The sequence below is a fragment of the Methanobrevibacter sp. genome (genome assembly GCA_022775905.1).
Classification (GTDB): domain Archaea; phylum Methanobacteriota; class Methanobacteria; order Methanobacteriales; family Methanobacteriaceae; genus Methanocatella.
In genome coordinates this window covers 15,300-29,363 of sequence record JALFJX010000026.1, presented here as the reverse complement: position 1 = coordinate 29,363, position 14,064 = coordinate 15,300, and the positions used below count along the sequence as shown (strand labels likewise).

The window sequence follows — 14,064 nt, the reverse complement described above, 5'->3', positions numbered from 1 at the left end:
ATAGTTAGAAAGCCTTAGGGGGGATTCGAACCCCCGACTTCCACCTTACCAAGGTGGCGCTCTACCGGCTGAGCCACTAAGGCATTGTCAGGAAACTAATAATTTGAAAAAATCATAAAATAGTGCAAGGGAAGGGATTCGAACCCTCGAAGGCCTATACCAGAGGATCTTAAGTCCTCCCCCTTTGGCCGCTCGGGCACCCTTGCATACAACAATAATAATGTTAGTCTTCATAGTATATAAATATTATGTTTTTTTGACCAAACACTATCGAAAATTTTAAAACTACAAAATAATATTTGTCAACAAACTATTTAAATATTACATATTATATTAAATAATACTAATAAAATATATTTTTTAAAATTAATTAAAACTGGTGTAATAATTGAAAATTGATATGGAAGAATGCGGAGTTTGTGAAGACTGTATTGACGTATGTGTAGAAGAAGCAATTCAAAGAAAAGCTTATACTGTAACTATTGATCCTGAAAAATGCGATAACTGCGGTGAATGTGTTGATGTCTGCCCAGTGGGCGCTATCTACGACGAATAGGTATAAATTATGAAAATAAAATTTACTTTAGTTGACTATATAATAATCATTTTAGTTGTGTGTGCAATTGCATTTGCATTCATACACATCACAACTGATGATTCTTCAGAAATACAGAAAACCGCATTTGATGCATCAACAATCAATAAAATTCCAGATACTTATTCTAACTATTATAAAGACGGATATATTGTAAAAGCCAGTGTTGAGGGTTTTAATGCAACAACAGGCAATGAAACATCATTGAACGGTACTGTAAAATGGATTGGAAATGATGGTGGAACCGACGTTAAGATATTGATTGAATCAAACAACACAAATTATCTTGTTGGTTTATACAAAAGCATTCCAGAAGCAGATGTTTACATAGATAAGATTTCACTTGAAACAAATGGCAGCAAATATCCAAATTTAGTGGAAATTAAAGTAAATCCAGAAAACATTTCATCAATAAATGATTTAAATAAGAATTTATCTGGAGATTTTGAAATATCCACCACAATCTCACTCGATTCATTTGATTTAATGAAAATTCAGGAAATAACAAACAAAATAAATTCCCATGATAAAAGAGTAGCCATTAAGACACCTACTACAGGTCTTGGAAATAGCTTAATATTAGAATATGCTAACCAACAGAGCCTTGATGATGCGAATTCAGTTTTGGGAAACATTAATGGAATTACAGATGAAATTACCATTAGGATATACAATTGCAGTGAAAGTCAATTAGACCAAATTAAGAATAACTACAATGTTACAAACATAAGAACCTTTTAAGTTGTGTAAATAATGAGCGTTATTTATTCCAAGTTAACTTCAGTGATAAACAAGATTAGTGATGAGTTTCACAAATCATTCCTGTTTACCACAATTTTTTCAATTTTATCATTTATTGAAAACCAGTGGGTCAACAGTTATTTCAAGAAGTTATACCCAGATGAAGACTTTTTAAACTTTTTAAATAAAAGCAACATTCTAAAAAATCATTTGTTCAACCCATTAATTGTGATTGTATTATTTTCATTCTTTTTAATTTTATCAATGAACAATCCCTCTACAAGTTTGGTTATTACATTACTCATCGGATTTATTGCATTTTTTATAGGATCAACAATAATCCCAAGAAGATTCCTAAATAAAAACATCAAACTTGTTGAATTTAACAGAAAAGACATTTATTCCATCGGATTCTGTTTAATTTTAGTCAGCATAGTGTTTTTTGGAATATGTATTGCATCTGTTGGAGGAATTCCTCTTTTAAAACCATCAATAAGATATTTATTGAAACCAATATTTACAATGCCTGTGTTTTTGATAATTCCTGGAACATGTTTAGTTGCTAGTGCTTACCTAAACGATTTTCAATCAAAAAACATCACCCGTTCACAGACAAGATTCAGATTCCTATTTTTGCTTGCAATGGACAGTGCATTATTATTGCTTCTAGGTTATAGGACACCACTACTTGCCGTATTTCTTATCATAATTATCATAGGTTTCTATGGAAATATCATTTCTCTTTGGGAAGTTGTGATGGGAGGATTAATTGGTGTAGGTGCAATTATAGGAATTGGTTATTTTAGATCACTTAGTGAGATGACAATAACATCATCAACAAACCCCCTCTACACATTACAATCCAGAGCAGACTTTACATTGCATGTTCTAAATCTGCTTGATTTTATTGGAGGCACTTTCGGTCTAACCCACGGACAGTTACTGGCAAGTTCAATTCCAGGAAGCGATTTAGGACCAAGAATGCTTGTTGGAAAGCTCATAGCATGGAGAACAGAAGTTACAGTGACTCCTACCCTGATTGGACAGATGGTAGTTGACTTCGGTAAGATAGGTGTGGCAGTGGAAATGTGCATATTAGGATTCATTTTGGGCATTGGATTTAAAATAATGCAAAAGACTAAAAATTATTTCTATATTGCTATTTACTCATTGATTTTAACATATGCAATTTTAGGCATAGAAACTGGAATTTTGGATATTCAAGTTTTATTATACTTTGCAATAGCCCTTTTCATCTATTTAATTAACATGAAAAAATCCACATAGTGACAACTTTTTTTACATTAAGTATTACAAAAATTAAAAAATAATACAAAAAAGTATTACTTTAATAACATTTATATATTAATTTTAACCTAAATTATAAAATGTCAAGGTAAAAAAAGGATTTATTAATCTTCATACTTAATAAACATCCATAAAACCTTGATATTTATTAAATTAAACAAATAAAATACACTTTAAGTAATACACACCATATAAATGAAATACAAAAAAGTATTACTTTTAATTATTGGAGGAATTAATTTGCATATACCTGACGGATTTATCCCAATCGTACAATGCCTCATATACTATGTAATTTTAATTGTTGCATTATACTTCTCTGTAAAATGGGCTAGATCCAATTTAGATGAAAAACGTATACCTCTTTTAGCAGTACTTGCAGCAGGTATCTTCGCAATCATGTCCATGAACATGCCAATCCCATTTGGTACCAGTGGACACATGGTTGGAGGTGCATTAGTTGCTATCGTATTCTTAGCACCTGAAGCTGCTGTTTTAGTATTTACCGTTGTTTTACTCATCCAAGCATTAATCTTCGGAGACGGAGGAATTACTGCTTTAGGAGCAAACGTATTAAACATGGCTATAGTTGGAGGTTTTACAGGTTTATACACATTTAAAGCATTAAACGGAAAAATAGGAAATTACCCAGCAGCAGGAATTGCTGCATGGTTAGCAACAGTACTTGCTGCATTAGCATGTGCTATTGAAATGGGTATTGCTGGTACATTCCCAGTGAACATTGGTATCCCATCAATGGTATTATACCACTTCTTCATTGGAGTAATCGAAGCTGTTTTAACTGTAATCGTTCTTGCAGCATTAGACAAATTCAGACCAGACTTACTCGCATGGAACAAAGGAGATGCATAATATGGATAAAAAAGACATGTCTTTAATCGTTGTTGCAGTAGTCATTTGTATCGTGATCAGTTGTCTTTCACCATACATTGCATCTGGTAACCCAGACGGACTTGAAAAATCTGCAGAAGATTCTGGACTTGCAGAAGACTTCCAAATTGAAGAAATTAATGGAATTCCTGATGCAATCTTCCCAGATTACGCATTTGCAAGCGCTCCAGACAACCAAGCATTACAAGTTGTTGCCCTAGTAATAGGTGCCATTGTAACTCTCGGTGTAGGATATGGAGTTGCAGCAATTTTAAGAAGTAGAAATTAAATCATTTTAATTTCTTCTTTTTCCCTTATAAACAAAATATATAACTTACTTTTTTTAATATTATAATAGTGAATTAATATGGTAGACATAACACAAATTATGAGATTTGATGAATTAGCATCAAAGGATAGTCCCATACATAATCTAGGAGGACGTATTAAATTAATCGCAACTATTTTTATTATTCTTGCATGTGTTATTTCAAAAGAACTTTTTATACCAATAATCTTAGAAATAATGTTATTATTTATCTTAAAAATGGCCAATTTATCATATATTGATTCTGCAAAAAGATTATTAATGTTACTTCCATTTGGAGGAGCAATAATCATATTTCAACCATTTATACAACCAGGAACTATAATCTGGAGTTATTCATGGTTACATATTACTGATTTTGGACTCAATTGGGCAATATTATTGCTTGTTCGTATGATTGTATGTTTAACTGCAATTATCATATACTCATCAACAACACCATTGCAGGAAATGGCCAGTTCATTTAGAAAGTTAAAAATGCCAAGAGATCTTGCAATGATTCTTTCAATCATGGTCAGATTTTTATTTTTGTTTGTTGATGAACTCGCAGCAATCAGAAAAAGCCAAAAATCAAGAAACTTCAGCATCCATTCAGATAACACACCTTACAAATGGAGAGTAAAACAGGTCGGATACACAATAGGAATGATGTTTTTAAAATCTTACGAACAAGGAGAACGTGTTCATAAAAGTATGGTGAGCCGTGGATTTTCAGATGCATCAGAAATGTTCAATGAAAAGAAATCCCCTGAGAAAAGCGATTATATATTTATTATTTCAATCATAATTATAGTAATAATACTCGAAATTATCTTATTCAAATATAGTGGTCAATTAGGTTACATTGGTCAAAATTTATCAATTAATTAGGTGGCAAAATGGAACAAATTCATTTAGAGACAAAAAACTTATCTTTTACTTATCCTGATGGAACTAAAGCTTTAAAAAATGTCAATATTCAAATTAAAAAAGGAGAAAAAATTGCAATCATAGGTGCTAACGGTGCCGGTAAATCAACACTCTTTTCACATTTTAACGGTTTAACAGAACCTACATCAGGACACATTGAAATTGATGGAGAAAAGATAGTTTATAACCGTGAAGAACTACTTAAAGTAAGACAAAAAGTAGGAATCGTATTTCAGGACCCTAATGATCAGTTATTTGCACCAACTGTTAAAGAAGATGTTGCCTTTGGACCCATGAATTTAGGCCTTGATTATGATGAAGTCAAAAACAGAATTACAGAAGCACTTGAAATGGTTGGAATGAGCGGTTTTGAAGAGAAAACACCACACCATTTAAGTGGAGGTCAACAAAAAAGAGTGGCTATTGCAGGAATTATTGCAATGAGGCCCGAAATAATGATTCTAGATGAACCAACTGCAGGTCTTGACCCTGAAGGTGTTGATAAAGTATTAAATATTTTAAATGACCTCAACTCCAAAGGAATGAGTATTGTAATTTCATCACACGATATTGAAATGGTAAACCATTTTGCAGACAAAATATTTGTTCTACATCATGGAGAGATAATTGCTCAAGGAGATAAACACGAAATTTTTTCCGATAAAGAATTATTAAAAACAGCCCACCTAAAAGCACCAATAACAACTGAAATTCTTTATAAATTAAAAGAAAATGGATTTGATGTTGATACACATAAGATAACCGTCGATGAGACAGTTGAAGAAATATTAAATAAAATAAAATAGAATCAATCTCTTGATTCTTTCTTTTTAAATCTATTTTTAAGTTTTGTTATAAACTCAAATTCCTGATCTAATTCTGGAGAATTGCCAAATCCACAATTTGGACAGTGAATTTGATTACAATTATGTTTTCCACAACTAGTACATCCTCTGTTTTCAAGTTGAGTTTCATCGAATTCAAAACCACACATTCGACATTTCATAAAAAACACCATAAAAAAAAGTTATAAAAAATAAGAAACATTGAAGCTATTCAACTTCAATATTTGCAGCTTCTTCTTTACGAAGACATATATCATAGCCTTTGATACTCATTTCAATAGGATCACCTAAAGTAGCTACTTTTTTAAGGGTAATCTTAGCTCCTTTAACGAAACCCATACCTAATAAATGTCTTCTTAAATCTACATCCCCAGTGTTATGGTATCTAACTAAAGTTACTGTTTCACCAGGTTTTGCATCTTTTAAGGTTTTCATAATCTCACCAAAATGATAATTTTTAGGCATACTAAAAATTTCTTAATTGATATTTTATCATAAGGAATATATAAATATTTTTAGTTGCGTCTAAAAATTTACTTTTATAATTCCATCCATACTTTAGGAACACAAACCACAGAAAAATCCATTGCACTGCTCATGATTCCAACATACTGTTTTTAATTTAGGCATACATAAATATTTAAAATTTTTAAAAAAAATAATAAAATAATCATTATTTTTAGATTTCAGCAATCAAATTCTAATTATTTGAAAAGACCAATGTTGTAAATCAGGAATGAAACAATATAAGCAGTCACTACAGTAATACCGCACATAGTTAACGCCCATCTGTAACCATTGGTTTCATTTTTAATCGCACCGATAACTGCAATACATGGAGTATAAAGCAAAGTAAAAGCCATGAATGAAAATCCGGACAATGGTGTAAATGAATTTTGAATCAAATGAGTGATTCCTGCCTCATCATCCCCTTCCATTCCTGCAAGAGTACCGAATGTAGATACAACCACTTCTTTAGCAGATAATCCTGCGAGAATAGCCACAGCAGCTTGCCATGTTCCAAATCCTAATGGTGCAAATATTGGAGCGATTGTTGTACCAATCATTCCCAAAAGACTCATTTGAGGATCGTTTCCTCCCCAAGGATATATGTTCTGCAATGCCCACAATATGATGGAACAGACAAGAATGATTGTTCCTGCTTTTCTTAAGAATCCTTTTACCTTTTCCCAAGTATGCAATAATGCTCCTTTTACGGAAGGCACTTTGTATGTCGGAAGTTCCATAACAAATGGAGTTGACAATCCTTTAAACATTGTTCTTTTAAGAATAGCTGCCACAACAAGTGCTACAACAATACCCAACAAGTAAATTGCAAGCAATACGTTACCACCATTATCTGAGAAGAATGCTGCAACAAATATTGCATAAATAGGTAATCTTGCAGTACATGACATGAATGGAACAAGCATCATAGCAAGCATACGGTCCCCTTCATTTTCCATGGTTCTTGTTGCCATAATAGCAGGTACACCACACCCAAATCCTAAAATCATAGGAATGAATGCCTTACCATGAAGACCGACAATCTTGTGCATAATCTTATCCAATGTAAATGCAGCTCTTGCAAGATAACCACAGTCCTCCAATATACTTAGGAACAAGAACATTAAAATAATAATCGGCAAGAAAGTAAGAACACCACCTACTCCCCCAATGATACCATCACATACAAATGATTCAAGTAGGCCACCGCCAAGGAATGTACCTACCCATGCACTCAATGAATCAAACAATTGACTAATCAAATCTTGGAATGGAGCTCCAACAGTAAATGTTACCTGAAACATTAACCACATTATTATAAGAAATATAAATGGAGCCAAAATACGATCGGTTACAACTTTATCAATTTTATCAGTCATAGTTTCTTTTTCAACAGCCGGCTTGCTAACTGCTTCAGCCACCAAACCATCAATGAATGCATATCTTGCACTTGCAATAACTTCCTCAGGACCATCTCTGTAAACATCATACAAATGTTTACTTACCTTATCAACTTCAACCATGATTTTTGATCCTTGAGGAGAATGTTGAACTTTGTCTATGACTATTGTATCTTTTTCTAATAATTTAACAGCAGTCCAAACTGAAGGAACCTTCAATAAGTCATCATCCTGTTCAATGACTTCCTGAAGTTCTGCTAAATGGCCCTTAATATCATTACTGTATGACAGTTTTTCACTTGAATCATTAGGATTTTCAGCTACTTCTTCGACAGTATTCAATAATTCTTCAAAACCATCCTTTGTTTTAGCATTAATTTCAATAACCGGAAATCCTAAAAGCTCACTCATCAATTCCATATCAATGATGTGATCCTTTTTTCTTGCAAAATCATTCATATTAACTGCTAAAACTAAGTTAGCACCTAATTCCATCATTTGAACTGTTAAATATAAATTACGTTCAAGATTTGCAGCATCAACCACATTAACAATCACATCAGAGTCATCATCTACAATGAAATCTCTTGAGACGATTTCTTCCATAGTATGAGCACTCAATGCATAATTCCCTGGCAAGTCAACAAGATCATATCCATAATCACCATGTTCAAAGTGACCTTCTGCTCTTTCAACAGTTTTACCCGGCCAGTTACCTACATGTTGACGCATACCAGTTAATTGATTGAAAACAGTAGTTTTACCCACATTAGGGTTCCCTGCTAATCCCACAATTAATTTTTTCATTAACAAACTCCTTAATTAAATAACATATTTTTATGTTAGCCTAAAAAATTTTATCAAATGCTAATTTAGGCTAACCTTAACACTAATCTATCAATATTTCATTGTATTTAAATATTTATCCATACCAAAACATTTATATATAAATAATAACAATCGTTATATATCTATTTCTCACTCAAAAACAATGGAGAGTAAAAGTTTAGGTTTACCTAAAAAAATACAAACCTTTATATACTATAAAAACAAACTTTAATACAAGTGACATACATTTAGGTAAGACTAAATTCATCACTTCAAAACATTATTATCCAAATAATAATGAAATCTCCAAAAATATATATCTCGTATTGAATTAGCTTTACACAATTTTCTAATTTAATACACATGGAATTTATTCTGCCAAAAAATTCCCTGAAAAACTGATTGGTGTTATAGCCAAACACCAATTATCTCTCTTTTTTAAAAAAAATTATTTTAATGAAATAGTAAATTTTAGGTTTACCTAAAAAAATACAAACCATTATATACTATAAAAACAAAGTTTAATACAAATGACATACATTTAGGTAAGACTAAATTCATCACTTCAAAACATTATTAGCCAAAAAATAATGTAATCTCCAAAAAAATACATATCTTTCCGTATTAAATTAGCTTTACACAATTTTCTAATTTAATACATAGAAAATTTATCTGCCAAAATTTTCTAAAAAAAACGAATTGGTGTTTTCAACCTCAATTAACACCAATTATCTCTCTTTTCTTAAAAACTTATTTTCAAGGTCCTTCCCCATCATAAGTATAAGGATCATCATAAATATCTTCATCCCAATAATTATATTCAATATAATCATCGATTTCCTGATTTAAACCCCAATTATGGTCATCATAATAAGTATAAGGATCAAACTTCTCAGTTTTTACCAGCACTGATTTGGTCTTTTTAGCTGATTTATACTTGGAATCACCATCAAACTTAACTTTAACTTTATATTTTCCAACAGTGTATTTTAGCCTAAGTTCACCATCATAAGACTTATATGCCCAATTATAATTTCCATATTCATCAGTAATGTTATAATGAATAGTTCCTTTACTTTTGATTTCATTATCATGACTGTCTACAAGAGATATAACAATAAAACCCTTATTATTCAATGGATAATCATCAGTAGTAATCTTTACTTTAACCTTTTCTTTTGCAAATGCAGGTCCTGCCAATACAAAACAAACAACAATAATCGACAAAATAATTATAATCTGTTTCTTATTCATGATACCACACAAATAATATTTTTGTGTATAATTTGTTACAAATACTATTTAAATATTAACCATAAAAATATTAGTAATTATTTTAGGTGAAAACAATGATTGAATATGACGATATAATTAAAGAGTCACCATTTCTCGCAAATCATTTAATTACATTGAATAAAACTCATGATTTTTACATGAATAAACACATTAAAAATGGAACTGAAATATTACCAAGCCAATATTATATGCTAATGTTCTTATATTATGAAATGGGAACCACACAATCAGATATTGCAAAAGCTTGTTTGATGGATAGAAGCGGAGTTTCAAGAGCTTTTAAAGATTTTGAATGCAAAGGACTTATTGAAAGAAAGGTTAACGAAGACAACAAAAGAGCATATAAGATAAAATTAACTGAAAAAGGCATCGAAACTGCTGAGTTTTTAATCCAGAAAGAAAAAGAATGGGACAATATGATTTGTGAAGAGCTGGACATATCCCGTGAAGATTTGTTAAAAATATTATCAAAAGTGTCCTTGAAATCATTAGAATTCAATAGAAATCAGTTCTAACCATAACATTCAGATTCTCAATCATCATCAACATAATAATTATGTTTAAACTAATTAGAACAAAATAAATATTTAAAAAATACAACAATATTGGGCAATTACTTAAACAAAGTTTAAATTATAGTTTGATTAATGAATAGCTATGATAGAATTAGTTATAGCATGTTTTATAGGCATATTAATTGGAACAACAACAGGAATTATTCCCGGAATCCATGTCAATACTGCAGGAGCAATATTGTTTGCATCGTCAGGAGCATTGTTAACCCAAGTTTCACCAGAATTTCTTTGTGTGTTGATGGTTTCCATGTCAATTGCACATGCATTGATTGAATTTGTACCCTCAATGCTTTTAGGAGTTCCACAGGAAGGAACAGCAACATCAATACTTCCAGGACACCGAATGGTATTGGAAGGTAGAGCAAAGGAAGTTATAAGAATAGTATCTGTCGGAGGTTTTGGAGCAATAATTGTGACAATCATAATGCTTCCACTCTTTTCAATAGCCCTACCCATTCTTCATGATACAATAAAACCGTACACATGGATGATTCTTCTTGTTGCATCAGTTTACTTAACATATAGTTTAACAGCAAATTTTAGAGATTTCCTGTGGTCAATGCTTTTATTTATACTATCCGGAATTCTAGGATGGATCTTGTTTCAGACACCCATCACCTCAGGAGTTACATTAATGTGCACATTCTCAGGACTTTTTGGAATAAGCACAATATTATTTAGTTTAAATGACTCCTCCACACTACCTCACCAAAACCCATTTTATGAACTAAACATAGATTACAATAAGTTCAAGAGCATCTTTGCAGGAGGAATAACAGGAGCAATTTTAGGTTTTCTTCCAGGCTTTGGACCAGCACAGGGAACAGTTATAGCGCAAGCAGTAAGTGGAACTAACGACAATAATGATGATGATACAGTTAATTTCCTGCTTGCAACATCAGGACTCAATATTTCAGATTGCCTATTTTCACTAATGGCAATATACATTATTGGAAATCCCAGAAGTGGAATTGCAGTTTACATGTCTTATCTAATTTCAGAAATGAACATGAATCATCTGATAATTTTTATATTTGCATCATTGCTTGCAGTATCAGTTTCACTGGCAGTGTCATTAAAATTAGGAGATTCATTTTCCAGACTAATGGGGATGGTTGATTATAAAAAATTATCAATTGGAGTAATTTTACTTCAAATTTTAATATTGTACATATTCATATTTTATTATAAAGCCCCAATTGCATATATGACAATAGCACTTATTACCTCAACAGCCCTCGGGATGCTACCCCATTACATTGGTGTTGGAAAGTCCCATCTGATGGGTGTTTTAATAATTCCAGCAATTGTGATATATATGAAGATGTTTATTTAGTAGCTAGATAATTACCACATTATCAGCTATTTTTTCTGCTTTTTTAATGATTTCTGATGTATCTACACCAGGAAATGCATCAATTACACATAAATCCACATGTTCAATATCCAAATCTTCAAATGATTCATTGAATATTTCAAATCCATCAGTTATACCATTAAGGTCCAAATTTTTTCTTAAGTTTTCAATCATTTCAGGATTTATATCATTGAATATTACTTTTTCAAACCCATATTTAAGCAAATAGATTCCCAAAGCTCCAAGACCACACATACCATCAATAGCTATGCCTTTTTCGATTCCATTATTGTCAAGGTAATTATGCAATCTCAATAATTTCTGTTCTGTGGTCATTGCCACTTCAATATGGTGTTTAGATTGGTTTTTAATTAAAACAATTTTATCCTGAATCAATGTTCTCATCACATTAATCTGTTCATCATCCCCAACAAGTATTTCAAAATGATTAATTTGAGCATCTTTGTCAAATTGACCAATATGACTTTGAGGACTTCCTTTTAGCACACATTTAACTTCAGGAACATCTTCGAATAATCTTAAAGCCACTTCAGAAGTAAAATCTGGATGAAGCAATATCAATTCATTTTCACCAATGAATTGATGATTAAGATTACTGTAATAGAAACTTGACAATGGCACCGGAGAATTACGTCTTAGAGATGCTTTTTCAGGAACAATTTTTCCTTCAATCATTATTTTTAAGATATGGCTCATTACAATGTCCAATGGTCTTTTTCCACAGTCACATTTCATATATTCCCCATCAAGCTCATCGAAGTCTATTAATTCTTTTAGAGGATTGAATTTTTTTATTTGAATATCCCTACAGTTTTCACAGTAGTCCAATGTCTTAATTTGCTCATCTAAATCAATCATATAAAACACCACAGTTATACTAATGTTTTATTATTGCTTTTTAATAACTATTTTGACATCAAAAGTAATAAAAACTATATTAATTAGTATTACTAATCACTAACTGTAACTAAAATCGCCATTGGTGAAAATATGAACAATAATGACATAATACCACAATACGAAATCATAAATCAAAATTACACATCTGAAGAAAAAATACTTCTTAAAGAAATTAGGGAAAACTTAGTTGATTTAGCTATATCAACTGGAGAAACATTTCAGGAAAATGATGAGAAGTTATTAAATAACATCAAGAGCTTTTTATTTGAAAGAATTGAAGAAACTTTAGAGAATAATGATGTCTCAAATGAATATTTAGATAACTTATCTCGAAAGCTACTCAGAGATATAACAGGATATGGAGAAATTGATCCATTAATTCAAGATGACGACCTTGAGGAAATCATGATAATTGGAATAAATAAACCAGTGTTTGTCTATCATCGCAAATATGGAATGATGAAAACAAACATAACATTTAAAGATGAACAAGAGTTAATTGACCTGATAGATGGAATTGCAAGACAAATAAACAGACGTATTGATCAGGAATCTCCGATTTTAGATGGTAGATTACTTGACGGATCCAGAATAAACGCCACAATACCCCCAATCTCAGCAGATGGCCCATCACTTACAATACGAAAATTTAGAAAAGACCCCTTTACGATTATTGATTTGATAAATTCAAAAACAATATCCATTGAACTTGCAGCATTCTTCTGGTTATGTTTTGACGGATTAGGAGTCAAATCTGCCAATGCAATCATATCTGGAGGAACAAGTTCAGGAAAAACCACAACACTCAATGCTCTTTCAGCCTTCATCAACCCATCCGAGAGAATAATCACCATTGAAGACACATTAGAACTGCAAATACCCCATGAACATGTAATTAGAATGGAAACCAGACCAGCAAATGTTGAAAACAAAGGAGAATTGACAATGAATGATCTGGTTAAGAATTCACTTAGGCAACGTCCAGACAGAATAATTGTTGGTGAAGTAAGAGCCGAAGAGGCAATAACATTATTTACCGCATTAAATACAGGACATTCAGGATTTGGAACATTACATTCAAATGATGCAAGAGAAACCATAACAAGATTAACAAATAAACCCATGTCCGTACCAGAAATAATGATTCAAGCAATTGATTTTATCATAATGCAAAACAGGATTTATACTTCATCAGGAGTATCATTTAGAAGAATCAGTGAAGTGGCAGAAGTGGTTGGAATGGAAGATGGAGTTGTTCAGTTAAACAAGATTTTCCAATGGAATCCTGAAACAGATACAATTGAAAATATCAGCATAAGCAGCAGAACACTATCTCAAATTGCAAATTTAAGTGGAAATTCCATTAACGAATTATATCATGAAATTGAAAAAAGAGAATTAGTTTTAAGATATATGCATGAAAATGGCATTAGATCCGTTGAAGATGTCAATTTTGTTTTAGAATCATATTATAAAAGTCCAGAAGAAGTTTTAAGTAAAATCCTAAGCAGGTGATTTTTATTTTAAGAAACTTTTTTATAGCAATAGGTGAAATAACACTAA

At 31.5% G+C, this 14,064-nt stretch carries 15 protein-coding genes and 2 tRNA genes; 10 read left to right on the top strand and 7 right to left on the bottom strand.

The features are described from left to right. Positions 1–10 precede the first annotated feature (10 nt). Both MR875_07810 and MR875_07805 read right to left on the bottom strand, forming a co-directional pair. Positions 11–83: transfer RNA gene (locus tag MR875_07810), tRNA-Thr, on the bottom strand. Between the two features lie 40 nt (positions 84–123). After that, positions 124–206: transfer RNA gene (locus tag MR875_07805), tRNA-Leu, on the bottom strand. 182 nt (positions 207–388) lie between these two features. On the opposite strand from MR875_07805, the gene MR875_07800 reads away from it, so the two are divergent. The 7 genes from MR875_07800 (at position 389) to MR875_07770 (ending at position 5,578) form a co-directional block, all read left to right on the top strand. After that, a complete protein-coding gene (locus MR875_07800) occupies positions 389–556 on the top strand; it encodes a 4Fe-4S binding protein (protein MCI6994739.1) in 168 nt (55 codons plus the stop codon). A gap of 9 nt (positions 557–565) precedes the next feature. Then, positions 566–1,336, top strand: coding sequence for an adhesin (locus MR875_07795; protein ID MCI6994738.1), 771 nt, complete (start codon positions 566–568; stop codon positions 1,334–1,336). Between the two features lie 12 nt (positions 1,337–1,348). Continuing rightward, positions 1,349–2,623, top strand: a complete 1,275-nt coding sequence (locus MR875_07790; GenBank protein ID MCI6994737.1) for an oligosaccharide repeat unit polymerase family protein — start codon at positions 1,349–1,351, stop codon at positions 2,621–2,623. A gap of 261 nt (positions 2,624–2,884) precedes the next feature. Then, a complete protein-coding gene (cbiM, locus tag MR875_07785) occupies positions 2,885–3,517 on the top strand; it encodes a cobalt transporter CbiM (GenBank protein ID MCI6994736.1) in 633 nt (210 codons plus the stop codon). A 1-nt stretch (position 3,518) separates the two neighbouring features. After that, entirely contained in the window at positions 3,519–3,824 is a 306-nt protein-coding gene (locus tag MR875_07780; GenBank protein MCI6994735.1) for a PDGLE domain-containing protein, read from the top strand. A gap of 78 nt (positions 3,825–3,902) precedes the next feature. Continuing rightward, on the top strand, positions 3,903–4,733 hold the full coding sequence (gene cbiQ, locus MR875_07775) for a cobalt ECF transporter T component CbiQ (GenBank protein ID MCI6994734.1): 831 nt from the start codon (positions 3,903–3,905) through the stop codon (positions 4,731–4,733). 8 nt (positions 4,734–4,741) lie between these two features. Continuing rightward, on the top strand, positions 4,742–5,578 hold the full coding sequence (locus tag MR875_07770; protein ID MCI6994733.1) for an ATP-binding cassette domain-containing protein: 837 nt from the start codon (positions 4,742–4,744) through the stop codon (positions 5,576–5,578). A 2-nt stretch (positions 5,579–5,580) separates the two neighbouring features. Here MR875_07770 and MR875_07765 read toward each other — a convergent pair whose 3' ends face one another. The 4 genes from MR875_07765 to MR875_07750 all read right to left on the bottom strand — a co-directional run bounded on the left by MR875_07765 (position 5,581) and on the right by MR875_07750 (position 9,606). Then, positions 5,581–5,778, bottom strand: coding sequence for a hypothetical protein (locus MR875_07765; protein ID MCI6994732.1), 198 nt, complete (start codon positions 5,776–5,778; stop codon positions 5,581–5,583). Between the two features lie 46 nt (positions 5,779–5,824). Next, a complete protein-coding gene (locus MR875_07760) occupies positions 5,825–6,052 on the bottom strand; it encodes a ferrous iron transport protein A (GenBank protein MCI6994731.1) in 228 nt (75 codons plus the stop codon). 269 nt (positions 6,053–6,321) lie between these two features. Continuing rightward, positions 6,322–8,331, bottom strand: a complete 2,010-nt coding sequence (gene feoB, locus MR875_07755; GenBank protein MCI6994730.1) for a ferrous iron transport protein B — start codon at positions 8,329–8,331, stop codon at positions 6,322–6,324. Positions 8,332–9,108: 777 nt separating this feature from the next. Further along, positions 9,109–9,606, bottom strand: a complete 498-nt coding sequence (locus MR875_07750; protein ID MCI6994729.1) for a hypothetical protein — start codon at positions 9,604–9,606, stop codon at positions 9,109–9,111. Between the two features lie 95 nt (positions 9,607–9,701). On the opposite strand from MR875_07750, the gene MR875_07745 reads away from it, so the two are divergent. Together MR875_07745 and MR875_07740 are read left to right on the top strand one after the other, a co-directional pair. After that, the gene (locus MR875_07745; protein MCI6994728.1) at positions 9,702–10,163 is read left to right on the top strand and encodes a MarR family transcriptional regulator; all 462 of its coding nucleotides are present in this window, start codon (positions 9,702–9,704) and stop codon (positions 10,161–10,163) included. 142 nt (positions 10,164–10,305) lie between these two features. Then, the gene (locus tag MR875_07740) at positions 10,306–11,559 is read left to right on the top strand and encodes a tripartite tricarboxylate transporter permease (protein MCI6994727.1); all 1,254 of its coding nucleotides are present in this window, start codon (positions 10,306–10,308) and stop codon (positions 11,557–11,559) included. 3 nt (positions 11,560–11,562) lie between these two features. Here MR875_07740 and MR875_07735 read toward each other — a convergent pair whose 3' ends face one another. Continuing rightward, positions 11,563–12,459 (bottom strand): SAM-dependent methyltransferase, encoded by an 897-nt coding sequence (locus tag MR875_07735; GenBank protein ID MCI6994726.1) that lies wholly within the window; start codon positions 12,457–12,459, stop codon positions 11,563–11,565. Positions 12,460–12,591: 132 nt separating this feature from the next. Between MR875_07735 and MR875_07730 the strand changes: the two genes are divergently transcribed. Then, entirely contained in the window at positions 12,592–14,016 is a 1,425-nt protein-coding gene (locus MR875_07730; protein MCI6994725.1) for a CpaF family protein, read from the top strand. The last annotated feature ends 48 nt before the right edge of the window (positions 14,017–14,064 follow it).

Bases quoted from the DNA above. Each gene is read 5' to 3' on its own strand.
- MR875_07730 (MCI6994725.1), top strand. From the start codon at position 12,592: ATGAACAATAATGACATAATACCACAATACGAAATCATAAATCAAAAT.
- feoB (MCI6994730.1), bottom strand. From the start codon at position 8,331: ATGAAAAAATTAATTGTGGGATTAGCAGGGAACCCTAATGTGGGTAAA.
- cbiQ (MCI6994734.1), top strand. From the start codon at position 3,903: ATGGTAGACATAACACAAATTATGAGATTTGATGAATTAGCATCAAAG.
- MR875_07760 (MCI6994731.1), bottom strand. From the start codon at position 6,052: ATGAAAACCTTAAAAGATGCAAAACCTGGTGAAACAGTAACTTTAGTT.
- MR875_07765 (MCI6994732.1), bottom strand. From the start codon at position 5,778: ATGAAATGTCGAATGTGTGGTTTTGAATTCGATGAAACTCAACTTGAA.
- MR875_07780 (MCI6994735.1), top strand. From the start codon at position 3,519: ATGGATAAAAAAGACATGTCTTTAATCGTTGTTGCAGTAGTCATTTGT.
- MR875_07735 (MCI6994726.1), bottom strand. From the start codon at position 12,459: ATGATTGATTTAGATGAGCAAATTAAGACATTGGACTACTGTGAAAAC.
- MR875_07740 (MCI6994727.1), top strand. From the start codon at position 10,306: ATGATAGAATTAGTTATAGCATGTTTTATAGGCATATTAATTGGAACA.
- MR875_07745 (MCI6994728.1), top strand. From the start codon at position 9,702: ATGATTGAATATGACGATATAATTAAAGAGTCACCATTTCTCGCAAAT.
- MR875_07770 (MCI6994733.1), top strand. From the start codon at position 4,742: ATGGAACAAATTCATTTAGAGACAAAAAACTTATCTTTTACTTATCCT.
- MR875_07790 (MCI6994737.1), top strand. From the start codon at position 1,349: ATGAGCGTTATTTATTCCAAGTTAACTTCAGTGATAAACAAGATTAGT.
- MR875_07795 (MCI6994738.1), top strand. From the start codon at position 566: ATGAAAATAAAATTTACTTTAGTTGACTATATAATAATCATTTTAGTT.
- MR875_07750 (MCI6994729.1), bottom strand. From the start codon at position 9,606: ATGAATAAGAAACAGATTATAATTATTTTGTCGATTATTGTTGTTTGT.